At 71.2% G+C, this 24,855-nt stretch carries 28 protein-coding genes; 16 read left to right on the forward strand and 12 right to left on the reverse strand.

What is annotated here, in order from left to right:
• The first annotated feature begins 12 nt into the window (after nucleotides 1-12).
• Genes HLK59_RS08480 through HLK59_RS08500 form a run of 5 tightly spaced genes read left to right on the forward strand, consistent with a single transcriptional unit; the run spans nucleotide 13 to nucleotide 3,130 of the window.
• Nucleotides 13-258, forward strand: coding sequence for a hypothetical protein (locus HLK59_RS08480; RefSeq protein ID WP_171140661.1), 246 nt, complete (start codon nucleotides 13-15; stop codon nucleotides 256-258).
• A gap of 60 nt (nucleotides 259-318) precedes the next feature.
• On the forward strand, nucleotides 319-1,119 hold the full coding sequence (dapF, locus tag HLK59_RS08485) for a diaminopimelate epimerase (protein WP_171140662.1): 801 nt from the start codon (nucleotides 319-321) through the stop codon (nucleotides 1,117-1,119).
• Nucleotides 1,116-2,207, forward strand: a complete 1,092-nt coding sequence (locus HLK59_RS08490) for an ATP-grasp domain-containing protein (protein ID WP_171140663.1) — start codon at nucleotides 1,116-1,118, stop codon at nucleotides 2,205-2,207. Before dapF ends, HLK59_RS08490 begins: the two co-directional genes overlap by 4 nt.
• A 12-nt stretch (nucleotides 2,208-2,219) precedes the next feature.
• Nucleotides 2,220-2,768 carry a C39 family peptidase gene (locus HLK59_RS08495; RefSeq protein WP_346779675.1) on the forward strand — a complete coding sequence of 183 codons (549 nt, stop codon included), beginning with the start codon at nucleotides 2,220-2,222 and terminating at the stop codon, nucleotides 2,766-2,768.
• Nucleotides 2,768-3,130: a cyanophycin synthetase gene (locus HLK59_RS08500; RefSeq protein ID WP_171140664.1), complete on the forward strand. Its 363-nt coding sequence runs from the start codon at nucleotides 2,768-2,770 to the stop codon at nucleotides 3,128-3,130. The genes HLK59_RS08495 and HLK59_RS08500 overlap by 1 nt, the downstream gene beginning before the upstream one ends.
• Before the next feature lie 416 nt (nucleotides 3,131-3,546).
• Here the strand turns inward: HLK59_RS08500 and HLK59_RS08505 are convergent, their stop codons facing one another.
• The 4 genes from HLK59_RS08505 to HLK59_RS08520 form a co-directional block, all read right to left on the reverse strand.
• Nucleotides 3,547-4,392 (reverse strand): MOSC N-terminal beta barrel domain-containing protein, encoded by an 846-nt coding sequence (locus HLK59_RS08505; protein ID WP_171140665.1) that lies wholly within the window; start codon nucleotides 4,390-4,392, stop codon nucleotides 3,547-3,549.
• A 140-nt stretch (nucleotides 4,393-4,532) separates the two neighbouring features.
• The gene (gene cynS, locus HLK59_RS08510) at nucleotides 4,533-4,979 is read right to left on the reverse strand and encodes a cyanase (protein WP_171140666.1); all 447 of its coding nucleotides are present in this window, start codon (nucleotides 4,977-4,979) and stop codon (nucleotides 4,533-4,535) included.
• A gap of 135 nt (nucleotides 4,980-5,114) precedes the next feature.
• Nucleotides 5,115-6,275 carry an NAD-dependent formate dehydrogenase gene (locus HLK59_RS08515; RefSeq protein WP_171140667.1) on the reverse strand — a complete coding sequence of 387 codons (1,161 nt, stop codon included), beginning with the start codon at nucleotides 6,273-6,275 and terminating at the stop codon, nucleotides 5,115-5,117.
• Between the two features lie 104 nt (nucleotides 6,276-6,379).
• The gene (locus tag HLK59_RS08520) at nucleotides 6,380-7,312 is read right to left on the reverse strand and encodes a LysR family transcriptional regulator (RefSeq protein ID WP_171140668.1); all 933 of its coding nucleotides are present in this window, start codon (nucleotides 7,310-7,312) and stop codon (nucleotides 6,380-6,382) included.
• 41 nt (nucleotides 7,313-7,353) lie between these two features.
• Between HLK59_RS08520 and HLK59_RS08525 the strand changes: the two genes are divergently transcribed.
• A complete protein-coding gene (locus tag HLK59_RS08525; RefSeq protein ID WP_171140669.1) occupies nucleotides 7,354-7,752 on the forward strand; it encodes a helix-turn-helix transcriptional regulator in 399 nt (132 codons plus the stop codon).
• Here the strand turns inward: HLK59_RS08525 and HLK59_RS08530 are convergent.
• A complete protein-coding gene (locus tag HLK59_RS08530) occupies nucleotides 7,706-9,271 on the reverse strand; it encodes a PucR family transcriptional regulator (RefSeq protein ID WP_171140670.1) in 1,566 nt (521 codons plus the stop codon). The two genes, HLK59_RS08525 and HLK59_RS08530, sit on opposite strands and share 47 nt — an antisense overlap.
• Before the next feature lie 213 nt (nucleotides 9,272-9,484).
• Here HLK59_RS08530 and HLK59_RS08535 point away from each other — a divergent pair, with 213 nt between their 5' ends.
• Together HLK59_RS08535 and HLK59_RS08540 are read left to right on the forward strand one after the other, a co-directional pair.
• Nucleotides 9,485-10,297, forward strand: coding sequence for an FAD binding domain-containing protein (locus tag HLK59_RS08535; protein WP_171140671.1), 813 nt, complete (start codon nucleotides 9,485-9,487; stop codon nucleotides 10,295-10,297).
• A complete protein-coding gene (locus HLK59_RS08540) occupies nucleotides 10,294-13,020 on the forward strand; it encodes a molybdopterin-dependent oxidoreductase (RefSeq protein ID WP_171140672.1) in 2,727 nt (908 codons plus the stop codon). Before HLK59_RS08535 ends, HLK59_RS08540 begins: the two co-directional genes overlap by 4 nt.
• Here the strand turns inward: HLK59_RS08540 and HLK59_RS08545 are convergent.
• The 5 genes from HLK59_RS08545 to HLK59_RS08565 all read right to left on the reverse strand — a co-directional run bounded on the left by HLK59_RS08545 (nucleotide 12,996) and on the right by HLK59_RS08565 (nucleotide 17,871).
• Nucleotides 12,996-13,574, reverse strand: coding sequence for a M24 family metallopeptidase (locus HLK59_RS08545; RefSeq protein ID WP_240982276.1), 579 nt, complete (start codon nucleotides 13,572-13,574; stop codon nucleotides 12,996-12,998). The two genes, HLK59_RS08540 and HLK59_RS08545, sit on opposite strands and share 25 nt — an antisense overlap.
• 460 nt (nucleotides 13,575-14,034) lie before the next feature.
• Nucleotides 14,035-15,183, reverse strand: coding sequence for a molybdopterin molybdotransferase MoeA (locus HLK59_RS08550; RefSeq protein ID WP_171140673.1), 1,149 nt, complete (start codon nucleotides 15,181-15,183; stop codon nucleotides 14,035-14,037).
• 97 nt (nucleotides 15,184-15,280) lie between these two features.
• Nucleotides 15,281-16,039: a methyltransferase domain-containing protein gene (locus HLK59_RS08555; protein ID WP_171140674.1), complete on the reverse strand. Its 759-nt coding sequence runs from the start codon at nucleotides 16,037-16,039 to the stop codon at nucleotides 15,281-15,283.
• 43 nt (nucleotides 16,040-16,082) lie between these two features.
• Nucleotides 16,083-17,369 (reverse strand): methyltransferase domain-containing protein, encoded by a 1,287-nt coding sequence (locus HLK59_RS08560; protein WP_346779676.1) that lies wholly within the window; start codon nucleotides 17,367-17,369, stop codon nucleotides 16,083-16,085.
• Nucleotides 17,370-17,388: 19 nt separating this feature from the next.
• On the reverse strand, nucleotides 17,389-17,871 hold the full coding sequence (locus tag HLK59_RS08565; RefSeq protein WP_171140675.1) for a molybdopterin-dependent oxidoreductase: 483 nt from the start codon (nucleotides 17,869-17,871) through the stop codon (nucleotides 17,389-17,391).
• 137 nt (nucleotides 17,872-18,008) lie between these two features.
• On the opposite strand from HLK59_RS08565, the gene HLK59_RS08570 reads away from it, so the two are divergent.
• The 6 genes from HLK59_RS08570 (at nucleotide 18,009) to HLK59_RS08595 (ending at nucleotide 22,473) form a co-directional block, all read left to right on the forward strand.
• On the forward strand, nucleotides 18,009-18,395 hold the full coding sequence (locus HLK59_RS08570; RefSeq protein ID WP_171140676.1) for a helix-turn-helix transcriptional regulator: 387 nt from the start codon (nucleotides 18,009-18,011) through the stop codon (nucleotides 18,393-18,395).
• Between the two features lie 35 nt (nucleotides 18,396-18,430).
• A complete protein-coding gene (modA, locus tag HLK59_RS08575) occupies nucleotides 18,431-19,249 on the forward strand; it encodes a molybdate ABC transporter substrate-binding protein (RefSeq protein ID WP_171140677.1) in 819 nt (272 codons plus the stop codon).
• Complete coding sequence (modB, locus tag HLK59_RS50855) at nucleotides 19,246-20,100, forward strand: molybdate ABC transporter permease subunit (protein WP_171140678.1); 855 nt, start codon at nucleotides 19,246-19,248, stop codon at nucleotides 20,098-20,100. The genes modA and modB overlap by 4 nt, the downstream gene beginning before the upstream one ends.
• Nucleotides 20,097-21,185: an ABC transporter ATP-binding protein gene (locus tag HLK59_RS50860; protein WP_171140679.1), complete on the forward strand. Its 1,089-nt coding sequence runs from the start codon at nucleotides 20,097-20,099 to the stop codon at nucleotides 21,183-21,185. Before modB ends, HLK59_RS50860 begins: the two co-directional genes overlap by 4 nt.
• 154 nt (nucleotides 21,186-21,339) lie before the next feature.
• Nucleotides 21,340-21,759, forward strand: a complete 420-nt coding sequence (locus tag HLK59_RS08590; RefSeq protein WP_171140680.1) for a TOBE domain-containing protein — start codon at nucleotides 21,340-21,342, stop codon at nucleotides 21,757-21,759.
• 87 nt (nucleotides 21,760-21,846) lie between these two features.
• Nucleotides 21,847-22,473: a molybdopterin-dependent oxidoreductase gene (locus HLK59_RS08595; RefSeq protein ID WP_171140681.1), complete on the forward strand. Its 627-nt coding sequence runs from the start codon at nucleotides 21,847-21,849 to the stop codon at nucleotides 22,471-22,473.
• Here the strand turns inward: HLK59_RS08595 and HLK59_RS08600 are convergent.
• On the reverse strand, nucleotides 22,470-23,108 hold the full coding sequence (locus HLK59_RS08600) for a phosphotransferase (protein ID WP_171140682.1): 639 nt from the start codon (nucleotides 23,106-23,108) through the stop codon (nucleotides 22,470-22,472). The genes HLK59_RS08595 and HLK59_RS08600 overlap by 4 nt on opposite strands.
• On the opposite strand from HLK59_RS08600, the gene HLK59_RS08605 reads away from it, so the two are divergent.
• Nucleotides 23,107-23,658, forward strand: coding sequence for a ferredoxin reductase (locus HLK59_RS08605; protein WP_171140683.1), 552 nt, complete (start codon nucleotides 23,107-23,109; stop codon nucleotides 23,656-23,658). The genes HLK59_RS08600 and HLK59_RS08605 overlap by 2 nt on opposite strands.
• 3 nt (nucleotides 23,659-23,661) lie before the next feature.
• Complete coding sequence (locus HLK59_RS08610; protein ID WP_171140684.1) at nucleotides 23,662-23,808, forward strand: 2Fe-2S iron-sulfur cluster binding domain-containing protein; 147 nt, start codon at nucleotides 23,662-23,664, stop codon at nucleotides 23,806-23,808.
• Between the two features lie 17 nt (nucleotides 23,809-23,825).
• Here the strand turns inward: HLK59_RS08610 and HLK59_RS51910 are convergent, their stop codons facing one another.
• On the reverse strand, nucleotides 23,826-24,842 hold the full coding sequence (locus HLK59_RS51910; RefSeq protein ID WP_171140685.1) for a pyridoxal 5'-phosphate synthase: 1,017 nt from the start codon (nucleotides 24,840-24,842) through the stop codon (nucleotides 23,826-23,828).
• Nucleotides 24,843-24,855 lie beyond the last annotated feature (13 nt).

Here is a 24,855-nt window from a genome sequence, read left to right on the forward strand (position 1 = left end):
CTGGAGAGGCTGATGTACGAACACAGGACCAAGGAGCCACGGCCCCTGCCCCCTCCGCCGATCGGAACAGTGGGGCACACCCGGCCGCCTGGCGATGTCCGCATCGGTGACTTCGTCTACCTCGACGGCGAGTACCAGCGCGTCCGGGACATGAGGTCCGCCGGCACCGCAGCCCAGCGCGTCCTGATATTCGCCGGACGGGAGCCCTGGGTCATGCGAGAGGCCAGGACCACGTACAGGCCCATCGACCGCCGCTGACCTCAGCCCTGTTCAGGCGCCGCACCCTCACTCTCACCTCACCACACGAGGAGCTTCGCCATGCGCTTCCGCAAGATCCACGGCGCGGGAAACGACTTCATCCTGCTAACCGGCCTCGGGCCGGACGACGACAAGGAGTGGTCCAAGGAGGCGGAACGCCTGTGCGCCCGCCGTACCGGCGTGGGTGCGGACGGCCTGGTCATCAGCAGACTGGTCAGCCACAGCCCCGCCGTCCTCGACATCACCTGCTTCAACGCCGACGGCTCAACGGCCACCATGTGCGGCAACGCTCTGCGGTGCTCCGCCTGGACCGCTCACCGGGATCACGGCTTTCGCGAGATGAACCTCCACATGGCCGGCGTGGAACACGAGGCGGTCGTCTCCGACGACTCCGTGTGGGTCACGGCCGAGGTCGGCGCGGTCCACCCTCGGCGCCTGCAGGCCGTCATCAACGGTAGACCGACCTGGTTCGACAGCGCCCACACCGGCACGGAACACGTCGTAGCCGTCGTCGACGACGTGGACGCCATCGACACCGTGACGGTCGGGCGCCTCGTGCGCCACCACGCCGACATTGCCCCGCTCGGGACGAACGTCAACTTCGTTCAATCCGCCGGCCACCAGGCACTGAGAATCCGCACCTACGAACGCGGCGTCGAGGCCGAAACCCTCTCGTGCGGAAGCGGGGCCGTGGCAGCCGTCGTCGTCGCCACCATGCGCGGGCTCGTCGCAGGACGCGCCGTCACCGTCCACAACCGCGCCGGCCAGCCGCTCACCGTCCGGCCACACGACACCCGGCCGACCCGAACTCACTGGGTCGGCGGCCCGGTCACCCACACCTTCGAAGGGGTACTCGCATGACTCGCTTCCTCAACCCCAGCTCGGACGTCGCACTGCAGAAGGCCGCCGAGGAACTTCGCGAGTGGGGGCAGAGCCGCTACGGCCTCGGCGTCGCCCTCGTCTACGGGCCCGTGTCCGCCGAGGACAGGCTCTACCACTCGAAGTGCCCCGTCGAGCAGCGCTCGGTCACCGCCCTGGCTGGGGCACTGGAAGAGATCGGGGCCCGCTGGAGGGTGCTGAACCCCTGCGAGCCCGACTTCGTCGCGGAGCTGGTCGAGTACGACGTAGCCCTCTCCAACCTGCACGGCCCCTACGGCGAGGACGGCCGGCTGCAGGGCCTGCTCGACTACCTGCGCGTGCCCTACTGCGGCAGCGGAGTCGGGGCATCCGCCGTGGCCGCCGACAAGATCCTCTGCAAGCGGGTGATGCTCACCCTCGGCGTCCCCACCCCCGGCTGGTACGTCTGGTCCAGCGGTGCAGTGACCTGGAGCGGACGCCCCGTGATGGTGAAGCCACCCTTCGGCGGGTCCAGTGTCGGCATGAGCCTCGTACGCGATCCGGCGGACCTGCCCGCCGCGCTCACGGGTGCCGGCGGCGGCGAGGGCTCGGAGGTGCTCGTCGAGGAGTACGTGATGGGCACACCGATGACGGTGGGACTCCTCGAACTACCGGGCGGCTCGGTCGTCGTCTTCCCGCCACTGGCCACCGAAGCTGCCGAAGCCGACTTCTACGACGCCGACGCAAAGCTCGACGTGGCCTCCAGGAGCGCCGCCACCGTCCGCGCCGCCGAGCTGGAGCCCGAGGTGCTGGACAGGGTCACGGGGCATACCCGGACGCTGTGGGACGGACTCGGGCTGCGTGGTTCAGCACGCATCGACTTCATCCTCACCGAGGACGGCGATCCGTACGCGCTGGAGGTCAACAGCACACCGGGCATGTCCCGTGACAGCAACTTCGCGGTGGGGGCCGCGATGGTCGGACTCACGCACACGGACGTCGTGCTGGCGATGCTGCACGAGGCCGTGGCCCGCCCGCCCTACGATGTCCCTCTGCCCACTCCCGCGTTCGCCGGCACCACACGGGCTCGGGAGGCTGCCGTCTCGCCGTAGGAGCCCGCCGCTGTGCCGCGCGTCCACGATGTCCCCCTGTGCCGTCAGCTCATCGATCCCGCCGAATGGGACCTGCACGGAGGATGGGCACTCGGGGACAGGATCGACTGGTCCAACCGGGCATGCGGCCTGGCCTCGCTGAGAATGATCCTGCTCGCCTACGGACGCGAAGCGCCCACGGTCACGGAACTCCTGAAACTCGCGGTCAAGCATGAGGTGCTGACCCCGCGTGGAGCACTCCACGCGGGGATCGCGAGCCTGGCGACAGACCTCGGAGTCCCCTCGACCGCCGAGCCCGTCCCCGCCGATGACCTGACGACGCGGCTCGACCATGCGCCGCTCATCGTGTCCGTGACCGAGCAGTTCCCCGACAACGGCCGAGCCGGCGGCCACCTCGTCATCCTTCGCGGCTACGACGACGGCCCCGACCCCACGATCCATTTCCGGGACCCGTCGGCCTGGGGCCAGACCCACGATCGAGTCCCCCTCAGCCGCGTATCCGCTTCCTACACCGGCCGCGCGATCACCTTCGCGCCCCTCAATCCCCACGGAGAGTCTTGATGACCGAGACAGACGGCGACACGACCGAAGCTGCAGGCAGCCGGAGGATCGCCGTACTCGGAGAGATGCTGGAACTGGGCGACGAGTCCGTCGAAGCCCACCGCGAAGTCGGCCGTATGGCGGCCGAGAACGGCGTCGACCTCGTCGTGGCAGTCGGCGGACACCTCGCCAAGCAGTTGGCCCTCTCAGCAGGCGCGGCAGGGGTTCCGGACATTGCGCTGGTGGGCGACAACTCCACCGCTGCCGCCTACCTCACTTCCATTCTCCGCCACGGCGACGTCGTGCTCATCAAAGCCAGTCGCGGCGGTCAGCTCTGGCAGATCGCCCAGGCCCTCACCGGGCAGCCCGTCACGGGTTTGTAAGCCAGCGCCGACGAGGCTCAGCCAGCGCCTCGCCTCAGCCGACCAAAGAACTCGGGTGCACTTGCCAAGGTGATGCCCGATCCGGGACCGCCGCGCTCAGAAACGACAACTACGCGGAATCACGGCGCCAGGGTCCCCGAAGGCTCCGTACGCCCGCTTGGGGTCCAAACGGGGCCCGTACAACGGCAGTTCGGCCAGAGAACCAGTCGGAGTGACGCATACCGGCTGGGGACTGGCGCCGTAGTAGTAGTCCGGCACTCGCCCCGATCGCCACTGCCGTACCGCATCGTCACCTGCGGCTTCAGCACCATCCAAAACGGCCAGCGCCCACCCCAAGGTGAGGTCCATGGCCCCGGCCAGGGCAGCGATCGGCAGGAACAGGCGCAGCGTGCGGTTACGCAAGAGGGGGCGTCGCGTCACGCCGCTTCCTGCAGTGTGATCAGATCGCCCACCCGGACGGTACCGGCCTCCAGCACGTCCAGATAGACGCCCAGGCAGGAGAGCCGACCCAGGTCGAAGACCGGTACGCGGTGTTCGCGGGCGACGGCGCGCATGATGCCGGAGTCCGCTGGGAGTTCGTCGTGGCCGAGGGTGGGGATGACGCAGCGCGGCGTGGGGACCACGACCCGGAACAGCGCCTCGCCCACCCGCAGGCGTGATCCGAGCCAGTCGTCCTCCGGGAAGCCCGGTCCCGCATCGGTGTCGACGACCAGGTTCGGCCGGAAGCGACGCGCGTCGAAGTCCCCGGCGGGGTAGACGGTTCGCATCCGCTCCAGGGACGCCGTGGTGACCAGATGGACCTGGCCGAAGTCGAAGAACGTCCCGGCGGCCACGCTGCCCGTCGTGATGCTCTCACCAGTGGCATCGACGGACGCCGACTTCCGCACTGTCTCCGGAACGCCACCCTCGTACGTCGGCACCGCACGCTCCAGCCTGCTGTGCTCCGGTACGACGGCCGAGAGGTACACCTGTCGCCCCAGCAGCTTGGACAACTGCACGTCCAGGTCAGGGTCTTCCACCGGCAGTGCGGTGCCGTCGGGCAGGACGACCCGGACCGTGCCTGACTCGTCCAGGCGGCTTCGGCAGCGCAGCAACGCGCCCCACTTGCGCGGGTGTTTGGCGCTGCCGACCGCGCCCGTCTCGTCGAGTACGGCGTACATCCGGTCACCGTGAAGCCCGGTCTCGGTCACCGCCACGGCGATCACCGACTCGCCGAGCATCGACTTCACCGGATACCGGTACAGCGCCGCGACAGTCCCCATAGATCAATTATGGTGCTCGCCGCCCGGTCCCCGCCGGAATTTACCTTCCAGGGGGCGCTTGTTGGTCCCACCCGAGGAAGCATCCTCCCCTGTGTGGTCGGCGATGGGGAGTCCCAAGCGCCATCCGCCCTGGAGGGTGCTCACTCCCACTGGTAGGGCAGATACTTTCCGTCGAGGGTGACGACGACCCGGTCTCCGGCAGGATCGGGAACACGCTGAACATCGAGCCTGAAGTTGATCGCGCTCATGATGCCGTCACCGCATTGCTCATGGATGAGCTCCTTGATGGTCGGACCGTAGACCTGGACGATCTCGTAGAACCGATAGATCGTGGGGTCCACGGGGACAGCTACGTCCAGAGCCCCTCTGGTCGGCTGGAGTTGGAATGCCAGTGCGGCATCCTCGCCGAGTTCGAGCAGCGCCGCCGCTGTGGCCGCTTCGTCCTTGCCCATGGGGTGCTGCCCGAGCAGGGCCGCCGTGGTCCAGGCCAGGGGTTTCCCGACCGCTTCGGCCAGTTGTGCCCAGGTGACCCCGGTCATCACCTTGGCCTGGCGTACGGCCTCGGCGGCTTCCTGCTTGCTGAGCACGTGTACCTCCGTCGAGGGTGGTCATGTCGCGATTCCAGTGAGGACGACCGGCGTCGTCGCGCCTACGCCGGTCGTCCTGTCCGTCAAGGCAGCCCGGGGGTGGCCTCCACCGGTCATGTCAGGCCGAGGAACTCGTCACTTCGTGACCGAGTAGGAGTGGGCGCCGGTGCCGGCCAGGGCTCCGCCGTCGACGATCAGGTACTCGTCGCGGATCGGCCGCCCTCCGAACCAGGACTCCAGGATCTCCCGGGTGCCCGCCGCGTAGCGGGCCTGCGCGGAGAGGGAGGATCCGGAGATGTGCGGGGTCATGCCGTGGTGCGGCATCGTGCGCCAGGGGTGGTCGGCCGGGGCGGGCTGCGGGTACCAGACGTCGCCCGCGTACCCTGCCAACTGCCCGCTGCGCAGGGCCCGGTCGATGGCGTCCCGGTCGGCGATCTTCGCGCGGGCCGTGTTGATGAGGTAGGCGCCGCGCTTCATGGTCGCCAGGAGTTCGTCGCCGAACAGGCCCTCGGTCTCGGGGTGCAGCGGCGCGTTGATGGTGACGACGTCGCAGTGCGGGACCATGTCGGCCGTGCTCTCGTGCCAGACCAGTCCCAGTTCGCGCTCGATGTCCTCCGACAACCGGTGGCGGTCGGTGTAGTGGAGCTTGACGTCGAAGGGTGCGAGGCGGCGTAGTACCGCGAGGCCGATGCGTCCGGCGGCCACCGTGCCGACGTGCATGCCTTCCAGGTCGTACGACCGTGCCACGCAGTCGGCGATGTTCCAGCCGCCGTCCAGCACCACCTGGTGCGAGGGCAGGTAGTTGCGCACCAGCGACAGCGTCATCATCACCACGTGTTCGGCGACGCTGATGCTGTTGCAGTAGGTCACCTCGGCGACCGTCACCCCGTGTGCGATCGCCGCGTCGAGGTCGACGTGGTCGGAGCCGATGCCCGCGGTGATCGCCAGTTTCAGGTTCGGCGCGGCTGCGATGCGCTCGGGGGTGAGGTAGGCGGGCCAGAACGGCTGCGAGATCACGACGTCCGCGTCGGCCAGCTCACGGTCGAAGACGGACCCGGCGCCGTCCTTGTCCGAGGTGACGACGAGGGTGTGGCCGGCCTTCTCCAGGTAGGCGCGGAGGCCGAGTTCGCCGGAGACGCTGCCCAGCAGGTGTCCGGGGGTGAAGTCGATGGCCTCGGGGGTCGGCGCGGTCTGGCCGCCGGAGTAGCCGGCGATCTCGGGGATGTCGTCGCGGGCGTAGGAGGTGGGGTATCCGTCGGTCGGGTCGTCGTACAGGACGCAGAGCACCTTGGCCATGTCGCGGCTCCTCAACTTGGCGCGGAGTGGGTGCTGTTCACGATCCTCGTCACGGAACGGCCTGGTCAAAACGTTCTTCGCTATGCCGGGATAGACGGCTTCTATCAGTCGTGTCCGCCGAGGTGGGAGCGCAGTTGCCGGTCGAGGGCGTCGCGGACTCCGGCCTCGCGGGCCACGGTCACCAGGGCCTGGGCGAGGACCGGCGTGGGTTCGGTGTGGGCGATGACCAGTCCGACCCTGGGCCCGTGCGCCGGTCCCTCCAACGGCACCACCCGCATTCCTTCGGGTACGCCGAACATGTGCAGCCAGGCATGGGAGATGACGCTGGACCAGCGGCCCCCGGGGAGGTGGGCGTAGAGTCCGGCGACGCTGTCCGACTCGATGGCGGGTGCGGCCGTGGCGCCGTCGGCGGCGAAGCAGTCGTCGATGATGCGCCGGTTGCGCATGCGGGAGTTGAGCAGGCACAGGGGCAGTGCGGCGGCCTGTGACCAGCTGGCCCGCTCGGCGTCCGCGAGGGGGCCGTCGAGGGGGGTGAGCAGCATGTACCGCTCCTCGTACAGGGGGAAGCGGCGGACGTGTCGCAGGGTGTCGTCGTCGAGGTAGGTCATCGCGGCGTCGAGTTCGAACTCGGCGAGGCCGTGTCGGATCTCCTCGGAGGACAGCGACTGCAGGGTCACTCCGGCACGTGGGTGGCGTTCGCAGAAGGGGGTGGTCAGCAGGGAGGCGACGGGGAGGGCGGTGGGGACGACGCCCAGGCGCAGGGTGCCGGTCAGCCCGCCGCGCAGGAGGGACAGCTCCTGTTGCAGGGCGTCGCGTTCGGCGAGGATGCGGTGTGCCCACGCCAGGACGACCTCGCCCTCGGGGGTCAGGCCCTCGTAGCGCCGGCCGCGCCGCACGATCGACACGTCCAGCTCGCGTTCGAGGCGGCGGATCGCGGCGGACAGAGAGGGCTGGGAGACGAAGCAGGCGGCTGCCGCGCGGGCGAAGTGCCTTTCGCGGGCGAGGGCGACGAGGTACTCCAGCTGGCGCAGCAGCATGCGCGGCCTTCCTGGGCGAGTCGTCCGGTTAGGGTTCGGGGATGCCGTCGTACAGCATTGGTCAGGCCGCGCGCCTGCTGAGGGTGAGTCCGGAGACCGTGCGGCGCTGGGCCGATGCGGGACGGCTGCCGATGCGGCGGGACGGCTCGGGCAGCCGGATGATCGATGGCGAGGGCCTGGCGCGGTTCGCCAAAGAGCGGGCGGCCGATGATGAGCGGGCCGCCTCGGCGGGGCCGCCGACGTCCGTGCGCAACGCCTTGACCGGCATCGTCACGGCCCTGACCGTCGATGACGTGATAGCCCAGGTGGAGATCCACTCCGGCCCTCACCACGTGGTCTCGCTGGTGACCCGGGAAGCGGTAGAGGAACTCGGCCTCGCGGTCGGTGTCACGGTCACCGCGCGGGTGAAGTCGACGGACGTGTACGTCGGCCGCTCTTAGCGGTGGGCGCACCCGGCCCCGTCCGGCAGAGCAAGGCGGCCCACAGGTCGAGGCGGTCGGTCAGGCGGGACAGGTCGCGGCCGGTGAGGTACTCGACGCGCTGGATGCGGTAGTGGACGGTGTTGACGTGCAGGTGCAGGGTCTCGGCCGTGCGGGCCCAGGAGCCGTCGTGGGCGAGGAAAGTCTCCAGCGTCTCCAGCAGCATGGCGGCGGAGCCGTTGCCGGCCTTGTGCAGGGGGCCCAGGACGGTGCGGCTGTAGGCGGTGCGTACCTCGGCCGGTATCCCGGTCAGCAGGGTGTCGACGCTGGTGAGGGTGGCGGCGTCGGTCAGCCGGGAGGTGTCCGGCGTGGTGGTGCGGGCCGCGGCCAGGGCATAGCGGGCCCGCGCGAGTGCGGTCGGCAGGTCCGCGGGCCCGTCGACGGTTGATGCGGCGCCGCCGTGCAGCGGTGTGTCCGGCACGCAGGCCGCGAGCAGGGGCCACAGCTCCGCCACGGGGTCGTACCCGTCGGCAGGAATGACGGCGAAGCCGGTTCCGTCGGGCAGACGCCCCACCACCGCGGGCCCGGATTCGGCATGGGCGACGGCCTCCGTGAGGGCTGACACCGCGAGGTCTTCCTGCGGTGTGCCGGTGTCCGCGACCAGCACGTGGTAGGGGCCCTCGGCCGACAGGCCGCAGGCGTGCCATGCCGTTGCCACAGCGGTGTCGTCCGCTGCGGCCAGGGCGAACAGCGCACCGAGTTCGTCCGCGAGCCGGCGTTCACCCGCCCGGCCGCGGGCGTACTCCTGCCGGCAGCGGGCCAGGATCAGGGTGATCTCGTGCAGCAGGCCCGGCGGTACGGCATCGGTGTCGGGCAGATGCAGGTACCAGTGTTCGTACGGGGTGCCGGTGTCGGCCGCGATGAGGACGGTCGTTCCCGCGTCGCCGTCCGGCAGCGCGGCGGCTTCGCGGGCAGGCAGTGAGGCGGCGCCGGGTGTGGCGGCGACCGTCCGGCCCGCGGCCGTGACGAGGTAGGCGGTGACGTCACCGAGGTGGGCGAAGACCGTGGTGAGCACCGTCCGCGGGGAGGCGCTCTGTGAGATCAGCCGGTTGAGGCGGTCTCGCAGGTGGCCCGGCAGGACGTGATGGCGGGCCAGTTCGCCCCACTGCCTCAGATAAACGGTCTCCGTGATCGTGCGGAACATGAGGTGCGCGGGCACCGCCGCGACCGGCAGGCCATACCGCGCGCACGCCTCCACCAGCACCTCGGGAACCGCACCGTGCGCTTCCTCACCCGCCAGCAGCACGGCCACGTCGGCGTTCTTGAGCGCCTCCACGAACCGGTCCGCCGCCTCGTGACCGTCCTGCGCGCGCCACCAGACGAGCCCGCTGAGCACGACTTCTCCCGGCCGCACGAAGCGTGTGGGGTCTTCGAGGTCGGTCACGGTCACGCCGCAGATCTCACGCTCCAGCAAGGACGGAGGGGCCCACAGCAGGCGCAGTCCGAGGGACTCGTCCTGCAACAGGTGTTCGACGTGCATGTGCTGGGGCTCCTTATGCTGCTGCCGGGTGGCGGGGCGGCCACCCGGCATCTCACATTCACGAGGTGTATGCGAGTAGTTGCATGGTAAGTGCCAGATCAGATGAGCGGTACGCCTCTTGGGTGATCCTCCAGATAGCGGCCCGGGAAAACTGCCGTTTCCGTACTGTGAACCAGTCGTCCAGGCCCGGTATGGGTTGATTCACTGACGGTCATGGACCTGAACACGGTGGTGGAGGTGCGCGACGCCCGGGACCCCGCGCCCTGGCGGCCCGGCGACGCCTGGCTCGGCGGCGGCACGTATCTGTTCTCCGAGCCGCAGCCGCACCTGCGCCGCCTGGTGGACCTGAGCCGGACCGGCTGGACGCCGGTGCACAGGCATCCGGACGGCTCGCTGGAGATCGCCGCCACCTGCACCATCGCCCAGCTGTCCCGGTACGCCAGAACCCTGGATGCCACGGCCGCGCCCCTGTTCGAGCAGTGCTGCCGGGCCTTCCTGGCCTCCTTCAAGATCTGGAACATGGCCACGGTCGGCGGCAACCTCTGCAACGCCCTCCCGGCCGGACCGATGATCTCGCTGACGGCCGCGCTGGACGGGGAGTGCCTGTTGCAGGCCCAGGGCGGAGTACGGCGCCGCGTGAAGGTCGCCGACTTCGTCACCGGCGCCGGCCGCAGGGCCCTCGCCGAGGGCGAGCTGCTGCGCTCGGTCACCCTGCCCGCCCGGGCGCTGGGCAGCCGTACGGCGTTCCGGCAGGCGTCCCTGTACGGGCTCGGCCGCTCCGGGGTCCTGATCATCGGCGCGCTCAACCCGGTCGACGGCTCCCTGACGGTCACGGTCACCGCTGCCACCGTCCGCCCGGTCCGGCTGTGGTTCCCGCTGCCACCGAGCGCGGACGGACTGCGTACGGCGCTCCGGTCTGCCGTCGCCGACGACGAGTGGTTCGACGACATCCACGGCCTGCCCGAGTGGCGGCGGCACATGACATACCGCTACGCGGAGGAGATCCGCCAGGAGGTGACCCGGTGAGGGTCGAGGTCAACGGACGGCCCCACGAGGAGGAGCCGCGCCCCGGTCAGTGTCTGCGCACCTACCTGCGCGAACACGGCTGGTTCGGTGTGAAGAAGGGCTGCGACGCCGGGGACTGCGGGGCCTGCACGGTCCATGTGGACGGCGAACCGGTGCACAGCTGCCTGTATCCGGCCTTCCGCGCGGACGGCCGTACGGTCACCACGGTCGAGGGCCTGGCATCGCAGGACGGCGAACTCCACCCCATACAACAGAAGTTCCTCGCCGCGCAGGGCTTCCAGTGCGGGTTCTGCACGGCCGGTTTCCTGATGACGACGGCGAAGCTCGACGAAGACCAACTGGCCGATCTACCGCGGGCGTTCAAGGGCAACCTGTGCCGCTGCACCGGCTACCGGGCCATCGAGGACGCGGTACGCGGCCGCTGCCACGTCGAGGCGCCGGGTGCCGGTGACTCCGTCGGCCGCAACCTGCCCGCCCCCGCCGGGCCCCAGGTCGTCACCGGCACCGCCCGCTACACCTTCGACATCGACGTCCCGGGCCTGCTCCACATGAAGCTGCTGCGCTCCCCGCACGCGCACGCCCGCATCACCGCCATCGACACCACGGCGGCCCTCCGAGTCCCTGGCGTGCACGCGGTGTTCACCCATCTCGACGCCCCCGAACGGCACTTCTCCACCGCCCGCCACGAACACCCGACCGAGGACCCGGACGACACCCGCGTCCTCGACGACACCGTGCGCTACATCGGGCAGCGGGTGGCGGCGGTCGTCGCGGACAGCGAGGCGGCGGCCGAGGAGGGCTGCCGGCGGATCGAGGTGACGTACGACGTCCTGCCCGCCGTACTCGACCCGGAGGCGGCGATGCGGCCGGGCGCCCCGGTCGTCCATGACAAGGACCCGGTGACGGCCCGGATCTCCCGCCCGCACGACAACGTCGTGGGCGAGGCACACGGCGAGATCGGTGACGTGGAGACAGGCTTCGCCGAGGCGGACGCCGTGTACGAGGAGACCTTCCGCACGCAGCGCGTGCAGCACGCCAGCCTGGAGACGCACGGCGCGGTGGCCTGGCTCGACGAGGACGACCGCCTCACCGTCCGCACCAGTTCGCAGACGCCGTTCCTGACCCGCCGCGCCCTGTGCGCCCTGTACGACCTGCCCGAGGACAAGGTGCGCGTGGTCGCGGGCCGGGTCGGCGGCGGTTTCGGCGGCAAGCAGGAGATGCTCGTCGAGGACATCGTGGCGCTCGCGGTACTGCGGCTGCGGCGGCCGGTGAAGCTGGAGTACACGCGCGCCGAGCAGTTCTACGGCGCCACCACCCGCCACCCGTTCACGATCGGTGTGAAGCTAGGCGCGCGGCGGGACGGCACCCTGACCGCGCTCCAGCTGCGGGTTGTGTCCAACACGGGGGCGTACGGCAACCACGGCCCCGCCGTGATGTTCCACAGCGTCGGCGAGTCGACGGCCGTCTACCGCGCCCCGCACAAGAAGGTCGACGCCTACTCCGTCTACACCCACACCGTCCCGGCGGGCGCCTTCCGGGGCTACGGCCTCGGCCAGGTGATGTTCGCGATGGAGTCGGCGCTCGACGAGCTCGCCCGCCGACTCGACCTGGACCCCCTGGAGTTCAAGGCGAAGAACATCATCGGGCCGGGCGAGCCGATGCTCACGCCCGGCGGCCACGAGGAGGATCTGCACATCGCGAGCTACGGCCTCGACCAGTGCCTGGAGATCGTCCGCCGGGCACAGGCGGAACCGGCCGGCGAGGCTCCCGAGGGCTGGCTGGTCGGCGAGGGCACCGCACTGGCGATGATCGCGACCGGACCGCCCGGCGGCCACATCGCCGACGTGAAAGCGGCCCTGCTCCCCGACGGCAGCTTCGATCTCGCCGTCGGCACCGCCGAGTTCGGCAACGGCACCACGACCGTGCACCGGCAGATCGCCGCCGGTGAACTCGCCACCACCGTCGACCGCATCACCGTCCGCCAGTCCGACACCGACGTCGTACGCCACGACACCGGCGCCTTCGCCTCCACCGGCGTCGTCGTCGCGGGCAAAGCCACCCTCCGCGCCTCCCGCGCCCTGGCCGACCTGCTCCTCGACTTCACCGCCGCGCATCTACGGGTGCCGCGCGCCGAGTGCCGGCTGGCGGAGGAGGCGGTGCTGCACCCGGGCGGCCGGCTACCGCTGAAGGAGGTGTACGAGGCCGCCCGCGCGGTCGGTGCGGAGCTGACCGCCGACGGCCACTTCGGCGGTACCCCGCGCTCGGTCGCCTTCAACGCCCAGTGGTTCCGCATCGCCGTGGACCCCGGCACCGGCGAGATGCGCATCCTGCGCAGTGTGCACGCGGCCGACGCGGGCAAGGTCATGAACCCCATGCAGTGCCGGGGCCAGGTCGAAGGCGGCATCGCCCAGGCCCTCGGCGCCACCCTCTTCGAGAACGTCCGCATCGACGAGCACGGCGCCGTGGAGACGGCCGCCTTCCGCCGCTACCGGCTCCCCCAGTACGCCGATGTCCCGCGCACCGAGGTCCACTTCATGGAGACCACGGACGCGATCGGCCCGCTCGGCGCCAAGTCGATGAGCGAGAGCCCCTTCAACCCGGTCGCCCCCGCCTTCGCCAACGCGCTGCGCGACGCGACCGGCGTCCGCTTCACCGAACTCCCGCTGACCCGGGACCGGGTGTGGCTCGGCCTACGGGATCACAACGTCAGCAGCTCCTCGTAGAAGCCGCCGAACTCCCGCTCCCGGTCGATGAGATGGATCTCCAGGATCCAGTGGCAGCGGCGCCCGGCCTTGTCGGTGCGCCGCATCGGGGTGTCGTTGTCCGCGGTGACGTACGACTCGACGTCCGCGCCGTCGATCTTCTCGTGCGGGAACTCGCCGACCAGATGCCCGGCGTGCCAGCCGCCCAGCTCCCAGCCCGCCTCGGCGGCCAGCCGCTCGACCTCGGCGTACAGCCGCTTCCCCGTGATCTCCGGATCTTCGTCGAAGAACCGCTTTCCGGCGGCGAAAATCGTCGCCAGGTCGTCGCGCAGCCGGCGCTTGGCCGGGTCGTCGCCGAGGACGAAGGTCCGCCCGAAGTCGGCCTCGTACTCCTCGAAGACCACGGCGTCCGGGCGTTCGCCGTAGGCCCGCAGGACGTCGGTGACGATCTCGATGCCGCGCCGGTCGAACTGCTCGATCCAGTCGTCCCGCATGGGGCCTTCGTCGACGCCGGTCAGGTCCTCGACTTCGGGACCGTGCCCGGCGATGAGCAGGCGCCGTACCCCGGACCACATCGCGGCGCCGTAGCACATCACGCAGGTGCGCCAGTTGACGACGAGTTCCAGCGCGGGTCCTCCGGGGGCTCCCAGGTCACAGGTGCCGTGGCCGGTCTCGGTCTCGGTCTCGACTACGAGGGTGGCGAAGGGGCCGCCGGTGCCTTCCTGGTGGTTGCGGTTGACGAGGCGGACGCGGTCCTCGTCGTGACCAGGGTCTCGGGGGCGTCGGCGAGTTCGGAGGTCACCCAGTCGGGCAGCTGGACACCGAAGTGGGTGGGCAGGGCAGGGCAGAAGACATGGTGGTCCTCACAGGGGGCGAGCGGAGATGGAGCGATGGGCACGCGGAGGCATTCAGACGTCTCTCCGGCCATGGGCGATGCGCCCGCTGCTCCATGCCCGCTGGCGGGCGCCGCGCCGGGGGTTGCGTCGCGGTTTCCCATGATCACCGGGACTGCGCACCAGCCGTACGGATCCCGTGTCACCCCGCGAGGAGCAGCAGGGGGACGGGCTGTCCGGGCTGCCAGTCGGGCGGTACGGCGGCGAGGGCGTCCGCGAGGGCGGCACCGTGCAGGAACGCGGGGCGGTGGCCGCCCACCGGGTGAGCGGTGACGCCGTCCCAGCTGACCGGGATCAGCCGGGTACGGCCCGGCGCGGTACGGATGTCGCCGGCGAGCAGGGTGTGGGCGGCAACCAGGGCGGCGTACGGGTTGCCGGGCAGGCCCAGGACCCAGTGCCCGTTCGGGAGCTGGGCCAGGAGTTGCGGGTGGCCGGGGCGGCAGGCGACCGCGTCGACCACCCAGCGGGCGTCCGCGTCGGCCAGCAGCATCCGCAGCTGATCGGTGGCACCGACGGAGGTGGAGCCGGTCACCACGGTGACATCCGCGTCGGAGGACAGCCGGGTGTGGACGGCCGTGGCCAGGGAGCCGGTGGGCTGGTCGGGTACGTGGTGAACGTCAGTCGTTTCGCCGCCCATCACCTGGATCAAGGGTGGAAGAAGCGGGCCGAGGGCGTCGCGTACACGGCCCGGGCCGGGGCGGCCGGTGTGGGTGAGTTCGTCGCCGGTGACCAGGATCCGTACCCAGGGGCGGGGCCGTACGGGAAGTGTGTCGTGGCCGGAGGCCGCGGCCAGGCCGAGCAGGGCGGGGCCGATGCGGGTGCCGGCCGGAGCCAGGGGCGAACCGGCCGGAGCGTCTTCGCCGGCGCGGCGGATGTGCTTGCCCTCGGCCGGGGACGGGCCCCGTACGAGCGGGCCGGACCGCTCGACGCGCTCCAGCGGAATCACCGCCCGCGCTCCGACGGGAACCGCTGCCCCCGTCGAGATCTCGACCGCCTCACCCGTGCCCAGCGGCCCGCCGGTCCAGGCGCCGCCCGCCCGCACCATGCCTCGCACCCGCCAGGGCCCGGCCCCGGGACCGACCGCGTAGCCGTCCATCGCGGCGGTGTCGAAGCCCGGCATCGGCTGCGGGGTGCGCAGCACGTCGGCCAAGGCCAGCCCTGCCGCCCTGGCCAGCGGTACGTGCTGGGCGGGCAGCAGGGCCGGGGCCGCGTGGGCGCGTTCGCGTGCGCTCTCCCACGGCAGGTCGCGGCAGGAGGCGGGCGGCGCGGGCGCGGTGGCGAGGACGGTCATGCCGACCACCGTCGCGGTGCCGTTTTACCGTGCGCCGCACGCGGGGTTGCCGCTGTGGCACGGGCCGTTCACGTCCGTTCCGGCCGGGATGTGAGGTTCAGGGGCTGACGATCAGCCGGGCCGCTCCGTGGAACTCCGGCTGGGTGCGGAGGTGCCCGTACCGTTCGTCCCAGGCACCGGAGGCGAGGTCGGCGGCGAGCCGGTCCACCGCGCGTTCCTCGGCACCGGGTTCAAGGAAGGTCCACGCGGACTGGGCCCGGCGTACGGCGGGGTCGAGGAAGGACTCGGGGCGGGCGTAGTACGCCTCGGTGAAACCGTCCACGCAGTCGACGGGGATCGGCACCGTGCGTACCCGCGTGCCGGGGCCGAGCGCGCCGGTGATGATGCCGATGGCGGGGTAGCGGGCGGCCTCCGCGCCGCGGAGTTCGGGCGCGTAGTCCCTCAGCCACAGCCGGCTCAACTCGTCGCCGTCGAAGGTCAGCACGACCACCGGGCCGCGCGCGACGCGCCGCATCTCCCGCAGGCCGGCCACGACGTCCGGCCACTGGTGCACGGTCACCATCGCCATGGCAGCGTCCACCGAGTCGTCGTCGAAGGGCAGGTCCTCGGCCACGCCGTCGATGGCGGGCGCCAGATGCGCCGGGCGCTGCGCCCGCATCGCCGCGGACGGCTCGACAGGCAGGACATGCCGGTCCAGCGGTTCATAACTCCCGGCGCCTGCACCGACGTTGACGACCGTACGGGCATCACCGAGCGCGTCATGGACCAGCGCGGCTATGCGCGGGTCGGTGCTGCGGGTAAGGCTGTAGGCGCTGCCGACCAGCCCGTAGTCGGTGTCGCCCTTGACCTGGGACATGCGTCTCCTCTCCATGTCGACCGCCGGCCGATCGACGACAGGCTCATTCGTGGCCGCGGATCGCCCGTGCCAGGAAGTGGTGCGGGGCGTCCTCGTAGCAGTCCAGGCCCCAGCCCGCCGTCTCCAGTGCGGGACGCAGGTTCTCCTCGGCCAGTGGGTCGGCCGGGTCGAGGGGGCGGCCGTGGCGGGCGGCGCGTTCGGCGCGGCCGGAGGGGTGGAAGAGGAGGAGGACACCGTCGGAGGCGGTCACACGGGCCCATTCGCGCAGGGCTGTCGGCGGGTCGGGGACGTGGTTGATCAGGCCGGCGCTGAAGATGCCGTCCAACACGCCTGCGGGCAGCGGGAGTCGGCAGGCGTCGGCCAGCAGAAGGCCGGTGCGTCCCCGTCGTGCGGCGTCGGTGAGCATCGCCGGGGTGAGGTCGGCGCCGAGCACGACACCCTCGGCGCCGACCTGCGCGCGAAGGGCGGGCAGGGCTCGGCCGCTGCCACAGCCCACGTCCATGGCACGCTGTCCGGGGCGCAGTCCGATGCGAGCCACGGCTGCCGCGTAGACCGGGTTGTCGGCGGCGAAGCGCTCCTCCCAGTCGGCCGCGCGGGGAGTGAAGAAGGTCCGCGTCGCGGTCAGGGCGGACCGGTCGACGACGAGTTCGGCGAAGCGTGCGAAGACGGCGTCCCGTCCCGGGGCCAAGGCCGCGAGTTCCGCCGCGGCGGACACGACGAGGTCCGGCGCCTGTGCCGCCTCGTCCGGGAAGGCAGTGACGAAGGCTTCGACGGCTGCCTTGTCCACCTCCAGGTGGAACTGGAGTCCCCAGGCCGCGCCGCCGATCCGGAATGCCTGCACCGGGTAGCGGTCGCAGGAAGCCAGCACAACGGCGTCCGGAGCTAGGTCCATAGTGTCGTGATGCCAGTGCAGGACACGGAGTTGGGCCGGTGCGCCGCCAAGGAGCGGGTCGGAGGTTCCCGACGTGTGTACCTGGCCCCAGCCGACCTGCGCCCCGGGTCCCGGGCGGACCGTCCCGCCTGCCGCCACCGCCAGCAACTGCGCGCCCAGGCACACTCCGAGCACCGGCACCTCGGCCTCCAGCGCCGCCCTCAGCAGGGCCAGTTCGGCATCCCGGGAGGGAAAGTCCTCGTATGCGGCGGCCGGGCCGCCCATCACCACCAGGGCGGCGGTCCCGTCCAGGGTCTGCGGCACCGGGTCGCCCGCCCAGATACGGCACGTCCGCAGCCGCAGCCCGGCCGCCTCCAGTGCCGTACCGATGGCGTACGGCCCCTCGTGCGGCGTGTGTTCCAGGACCAGGGCCTCCGCCGTCACCGGGTCGTGCTGCACCGTGCTGCTCTCCTCGCCGTCAGGTCCACGCGGTGTAGCCGCCGTCCACGTGGATCGCCTTGATGCCGCTGATGTAGCGGGCACCGCAGCGGTCCTGGGGCAGGACGAGTTGGGCGCCCGCGCGATCCAGCGGGGTGTCGTCCAGGGTGGCCGCGAGGAGGACGGGGGCGCGGCCGAAGTCGGGGTCTATCTCGGCCCAGGACAGCAGGGTGCGGTGGCCGTCGGCGCCGCGTATGGCGATCAGGAAGCGGAGGCGGTCCTTGCGGCGGGCCGGGTCGAAAGCCGGGCCCGCGTCGGTGAGAACGTCGTGCAGGAGCGGTCCGGTGAAGCGGTGGTGCTGGATACCGCTGGTCGCGCACTCGAAGGCGACCTCGGCCGTGTGCTGGGGCCAGCCGAGCAGGTCGGGCACCGTGAGCCGGGACGGTCGGTCCAGGTCGCCGGTGAGGACGAGTTCCGCCGCGGATCCGGCGGCCGTACGGGCAGCTGCGAGGGTCTGGCTCACTGGCTACCACCTCCCGGATGACCGTACCCGGACCGGCCTCACATACAAACGCACATGCCAACCTGATAGATCACGATTCCGGCTCATGCCACGTGCCAGAGGGTATCTACCTTGCATCTGCGGCTTACCATCAGCGCATGCACACCTACCGGATCGGGGACGCGGCCGCCTTACTGGGCGTGAGCCCCGACACCGTGCGGCGTCTGGTCGACGGCGGGAAACTGATCGCCGAACGTGACGAGCTGGGCCGTCGGATCATTCCGGGGCCGTCACTCGCGGCCTACGCCCGCGAGACGCACCGGGCCGAACGGGAGTCCACCGGCTCCTCGGCCCGCAACCGCTTCTCCGGCATCGTCACCGAGGTGATCCTCGGGGACGTGTCGGCGCAGGTGGAGATCCAGGCCGGACCGTTCCGGGTGGTGGCGCTGGTCAGCCGCGAGTCGGCTGAGGAGCTGAAGCTGGAGCCCGGTGTTCCGGCGGTTGCCGTGATCAAGTCGACCAACGTGGTCGTCGAGAGACCGTAGTTGAGTCCGTCAGGACCTTGAGGAGTAGACCCGTGATGACCCGTTCTGTGCGCACCCGTCGGCCCGTGCAGCTGGCCGCTTTCGGAGCCGCCGCGTTGCTGGCGCTGAGTGCCTGCTCGTCCTCCGACGACTCCGGCTCCGCGAAGTCGGACCCGTCGGCGTCGGCCTCGACGAAGATCTCCGGTGACATCACGGTGTTCGCCGCGGCCTCCCTCAAGGAGAGCTTCGAGACCCTGGGCAAGCAGTTCGAGGAGGCCCACCCGGGCACGAAGGTCACCTTCAGCTTCGGCGGCAGCGACTCCCTGGCCGCGTCCATCACCGGCGGCGCCCCGGCCGACGTCTTCGCCTCCGCCAGCCCCAAGACGATGAAGATCGTCACGGACGCCGGCGACAACTCCGGTACGCCCGCCACCTTCGTCCGCAACCAGCTGGAGATCGCCACCCTGCCGGGCAACCCCGACAAGGTCGACTCGCTGAAGGACCTCACGAACTCCGACCTGAAGGTCGTCCTGTGCGACAAGGAGGTGCCGTGCGGGGCCGCCGCGCAGAAGGCCCTGGACGCCAGCAAGCTGAAGCTCACCCCGGTCTCCTACGAGGAGGACGTCAAGTCCGCCCTCAACAAGGTCGTCCTGAAGGAGGCCGACGCCGCCGTCGTCTACAAGACCGACGTGAAGGCAGCCGGTGACAAGGTGGAAGGCGTGGAGTTCCCCGAGTCCGCCGACGCCATCAACGACTACCCCATCACCCTCCTCAAGGAATCCAAGAACACCGCGACCGCCGAGGCGTTCATCGCGCTCGTGCAGTCCACCGAAGGCCAGAAGGTCCTGACCGCAGCCGGCTTCCTCAACCCGTGACCTCCCTATCCCCGGGCAAGGCCGACGCCGCGGACACCCTCACCGGTGGCCCGCGGCGCCGCCGCGTCCTCAGGGGCGGTGCGCCGCTGCCCCTGCTCGTCCCCGCCCTGCTCGGCCTGGCCTTCCTGACCCTGCCGTTGATCGCTCTTCTCGTACGGGCTCCCTGGCGCAGCATGCCCGACCTGCTGACCAGCGCCGAGGTGTGGCAGGCCCTCCGGCTCTCCCTGCTCTGTGCGACGGCCGCCACCGTCGTGAGCCTGGTGATCGGGGTGCCGCTGGCCTGGCTGCTGGCCCGGGTGGAGTTCCCCGGCCGTGGCCTCGTACGGGCCCTGGTCACCCTGCCGCTGGTACTGCCGCCGGTGGTCGGCGGTGTGGCGCTGCTGATGGCGCTGGGCCGCAACGGCGTGGTGGGCAAGTGGCTGGACGCCTGGTTCGGGATCACGCTCCCCTTCACCACGACGGGCGTCGTGGTCGCGGAGGCGTTCGTGGCGATGCCGTTCCTGGTGATCAGCGTCGAGGGCACACTGCGCGCCGCCGACCCCCGCTACGAGGAAGCGGCCGCCACTCTCGGCGCGTCCCGCTTCACCGCGTTCCGCCGGGTGACCCTCCCTCTGATCGCCCCCGGCATCGCCGCAGGTGCCGTGCTGGCCTGGGCCCGCGCGCTGGGCGAGTTCGGCGCCACGATCACCTTCGCCGGCAACTTCCCCGGACGTACCCAGACCATGCCGCTCGCCGTCTACCTGGCACTCCAGAGCGACCCGGAGGCGGCCATCGCCCTCAGCCTCGTCCTGCTGGCCGTGTCCATCGCGGTACTGGCCGGCCTGCGCGACCGATGGATGGCAGCAGGATGACCGAGACACACGACGCCCCCACCGACGTCCACGCCCGCGCTTGTGCCGAGGGCCTCGACGCCCACCTCGTCGTCGCCCGCGGCACCTTCCGCCTCGACGTGGCCCTCACGGCGGCGCCCGGTGACGTGGTCGCGCTCCTCGGCCCCAACGGCGCCGGCAAGACGACCGCCCTGCGCGCCCTCGCCGGACTCGTCCCGCTCAGTGACGGCCATCTGCGGCTGGACGGAACGGAGTTGGACCGCACACCTCCGGAGTCCCGCCCCGTCGGGGTCGTCTTCCAGGACTACCTGCTCTTCCCTCACCTCACCGCCCTCGACAACGTGGCCTTCGGCCCGCGCTGCCACGGGGCGAGCAAGGCGGAGGCACGCGCCGAGGCCGCCGTATGGCTGGAGCGGATGGGCCTGTCCGAGCACGCGTCGGCAAAGCCCCGCCGTCTCTCCGGCGGTCAGGCCCAACGCGTCGCGCTCGCCCGCGCGCTGGCCACCCGGCCACGTCTGCTGCTCCTCGACGAACCCCTGGCAGCTCTGGACGCCCGCACCCGCCTCGACGTCCGCGCCCAACTCCGCCGCCACCTCGCCGAGTTCGAGGCAGTCGCCGTACTGGTCACCCACGACCCGCTGGACGCGATGGTCCTGGCCGACCGCCTGATCGTCATCGAGGACGGCCACATCGTCCAGGAGGGCACCCCGGCCGACATCGCCCGCCGCCCTCGTACGGACTACATCGCCCACCTGGTCGGCCTCAACCTGTACCGGGGCGAGGCCGAAGGACACACCGTCCGCGTCGGCAGCGGGACCGAGGTGACGACCACGGAGAACCTCACCGGCCCGGCCTTCGTCGCCTTCCCGCCCAGCGCGGTCACCCTCCACCGCGACCGCCCGACCGGCTCCAGCGCCCGCAATCTGTGGCGCTGCGAGGTCGCCGGACTGGAGACCCACGGCGACCAGATCCGCACCGCCCTCACCGGCGAACTGCCTCTCGCGGCCGATCTCACCACTGTTGCCGCCGCCGAGCTCGATCTGCATCCGGGCGCGGAGGTCTGGGCAACGGTGAAGGCGGCACAGACCCACGCCTATCCCGCCTGAACAAGCCGAAGGACCGGATCTGCGAGGGCCTTTGCGCCCTTTGCCTAGCGGTTGCGATGACGCACGCACGGAAGGGATCGTCGCCGGACTACGGTGGGCCGCACAGCACCCCCAAAGATGCACAAAAACCCCTAACTCTGCGAGGCGTCCCACCATGAGCCTGAGCATCCGCAACCAGTTCCCCGGCACCGTCACCGCCATCACCCCCGGCGAGGTCATGGCCACGGTCAAGGTCCACCTCGACGGCGGCCAGGACGTCACCGCCGCCATCACCCTCGACGCCGTCAAGGACCTCGGCCTCGCCGAAGGCTCCACCGTGCGCACCCTGGTCAAGGCGACGGAGGTGTCGCTGGCCACCGGCAGCGTGGAGGGCCTGTCCATCCGCAACCGGCTCGCGGGCACCGTGCGCGAGGTCGCGACGGGCGCCGCGATGGCCTCGGTGCGGGTCGCGGTCGACGGCGCCGAGCTGACCGCCGCGATCACCAAGGACGCTGTCACCGACCTCGGCCTGGCGGAGGGCTCCGCGGTCACCGCGCTGTTCAAGTCGACGGAGGTCTCGCTCGCCACCGCATGAGGCGAGGCGTGGGGCCGCTGCGCCGCGGGGGCGGGTGCGCCGTACTCTGCTCGGAGAGAGAGCACCGAGGCAGAGAGCGAGCAGGACGTGACAGGCAACGGCCCGGACGCGCCGCCCCGCCGCATCCCGCCGGGCCAGCGACTGGTGCAGGGCTGGCCCGTCTCGCACTACGGCCCGGTCCCCCGCTTCCGCCCCGAGCGCTGGAACCTGCGCGTCCACGGCGCCACCGCCTCCGGCGCCGAACGGACCTGGGCCTTCGACGACCTCACCGCGCTCCCCCACGTCACTGTGATCGCCGACCTGCACTGCGCCTCCGGGCCCACCTCGACCGACCACGAGTGGTACGGCATCCCCGCCACCGCCATCACCGAACTGGTCCCGCCCGCGCCGGACGTCACCCATGTCATGGCCTGGGCGGAGTACGGCTACGGAGCCAACCTCCGCCTCGCCGACTTCACCGCCCCCGAGACGATCCTGGCCACCCACCACAACGGCGAGCCCCTCACCGCCGAACACGGCTTCCCGCTGCGTCTGGTCGTCCCCCACCTCTACGGCTACAAGAGCCCCAAGTGGCTGCGCGCCATCGAGTACCTCACCGAGGACCGGCGCGGCTTCTGGGAGGAACGCGGCTACCACAACCTCGCGGACCCCTGGAAGGAACAGCGCTACTCCCACCAGGAGGCTCCCGGCGAAGGACCCGGCCAGGACGGCTAGTCGGGCGCCCCGAAGGTGGTCTCGATCCACCGGGCGTCCGTCAGATACCGCTGGTCGTGTCCCTCGGCTACGTGCCTGAGCACAGCCGGATGACCCGCCGCGGCCTCGGCGTACATCCATTCCACCAGCGCTCGCAGCCGCGCACCCGCGACGGCCGGAAGTGCGGCCCGCTCCTGTTCGGACAGCCCGTACGCGTCGGCGAACAGCGCCAGTCGGCGCCGGGCCTCGGGAACCGACAACGTGGGCTCGGCCGCGTCCGGCGCGTACAGCGGCACGAAACGGTACGCGGTGTACGCCACGTCCCACAGCCGCGGCCCCGGATGGGCGGTGTCGAAGTCGATGAATGCGACGGGCAGTTGGTCTCGGAACACCGTGTTGTACGTGGCCGCGTCACCGTGGCAGATCACCTCCACGGGCTCGCGGGGCGGAAATTGCCACACGTCGTCCGGCCGCCGTACGAAGCCCGCCGAGGCGTCATGGAGCCCGCTGAGCAGTCGCGCGACGGCGATCAGTGACGCGTCGCTGCGCACCTGAGGTGCCCAGAAATCGTGCCCGACCTCTCCCGGCAGGAACTCGACGATCTCCTCGTCGCCGTTCTCGCTCAGCCCGTAGGGCCGCGGCGGCTCCACCGCCATGCACCGCGACACCGCGGTCGGCGGGCGCCTGCGCGTCTCCGCCCCACGCAACCTCTTCCCCCTCCTCCCGGCCGAGCACGTCCTCGTGGCGGGCGGCATCGGCATCACGCCGCTGCTGTCCATGGCCGAGGAACTGGCCCAGCGCGAAGCCGACTTCGTCCTGCACTACGCGACGGCTGCCGATTCAACACTGCTGGAGCGCCTCAAGGAATCGCCGTTCGCCGACTGTGTCCACCTCCACGGAAGCGGCAAAGGCGACACCATCCGCACCGGCCTGCCCACCGACCTGAGCAGCTCCGACCCGGCCGCCCTCGTCTACGTCTGCGGACCGGACGGCTTCATGCGCCACGTGCCCGAGGCCGCGACAGCGGCGGGCTGGCAACCCGACCAACTTCACCTCGAACGCTTCGCCCCGGCCGCCCGCGAACCCGACCCGATCACCGACGGCGAGTTCCGCGTCCGCGTCGCCAGCAACCCCGTACCCGCCGAGATGACCATCGCCGAGGTCCTCACCGCCAACGGAGTCGAGGTCGAACTCTCCTGCGAATAGGGCATGTGCGGCGCCTGCCTCACCCCCGTCCTGTCCGGGGAGCCCGACCACCGCGACGAGGTGCAGGCGGACGAGGAACGGGCCGCGAACACCCAGATCACCATCTGCTGTTCGCGGTCCCGGAGCGCGGAACTCGTCCTCGGGCTCTGACGTCAGCCGTCAGCGGGCTACGGCCACAGCAGGTGCCGCTCCCAGGGGGTGTGGCGGTCTGCGCGCTCATAGCGGAGCCGGTTGTGGAGGCGATCCTTGTCCGCCTGCCAGAACTCGATCTGAGACGGGACGAGGGTGTAGAGCGTCCACTCGGCACTGACCAGGTCGGGCTCGGCCTCGATGCGGGCCAGTGCGGCACGGAAGGCACCCTCGCGTTCCCCGGGGGTGTCCAGGTGGTCGCTCTGGCGGCCCAGCAGCACCTCGGCGCGGGCGGAGGGCGCCCTGGCCAGCAGGTCGGCGGCGCTCTGCTCGGGGGACGCCGGCTCGACGCCGCCCCGCACCCGGACCTGGCGTCCCAGCTGCGGCCAGTAGAAGGTGAGTGCGGCGAGCGGCCGGTCGGCCAGCTGGCGGCCCTTGGGGCTGCCGGCGTGGACGGCGAACTGCCAGCCGTCGCCGTCCACGTTCTTCAGGATGAGCACGCGGGCGTCCGGACCGCCGTCCTCGCCCACCGTCGAGAGGGTCATGGCGTGCGCGTCGGGCACACCGGCGGCGACGGCCTCGCGCAGCCAGTCGAGGAACAGGTCGACCGGGTCGGCCGGGGCGTCTGCCGGGTCGAAGTCCGCGAGCGATCCGGCGAACACTTCGAGGCTCCGCAGCCACTCCCGCACGCTCACCGGCCGCGTGCTCGCGCGGTCCAGATACACCCACGCGCGGGTTCCCGAGCGCAGGGTCACCTCGACGCGGGCGTAGTCGTCGACCTCGTAGGCGTCGGCCGCGGCCAGCTCGGCGTCGGTGATCGCGAAGACGTGCCCCTCGGCGGCATCCTCCGGGTCGGGCGAGGTGACGACCATGGGGTGCTGGTCGGTGCCGCTGGCCCGGATCACGGCGGGGTCGGTGATCCGGACGGTCGTCATGCGGTGGCCGGGCAAGGAGTCGGGGCGGCCGTCGAGCAGACGGCCGAACTGGGAGAGCTGGACTTCGGGCTGTTGCAGGGTGCCGTAGGAGAAGAGGTGATGGACGGGCCGGTCGGCCATGGGGCGAACTCTC

Origin of the sequence: Streptomyces sp. S3(2020) (assembly GCF_013044505.1) — a bacterium.
Taxonomy (GTDB): Bacteria; Actinomycetota; Actinomycetes; order Streptomycetales; family Streptomycetaceae; genus Streptomyces.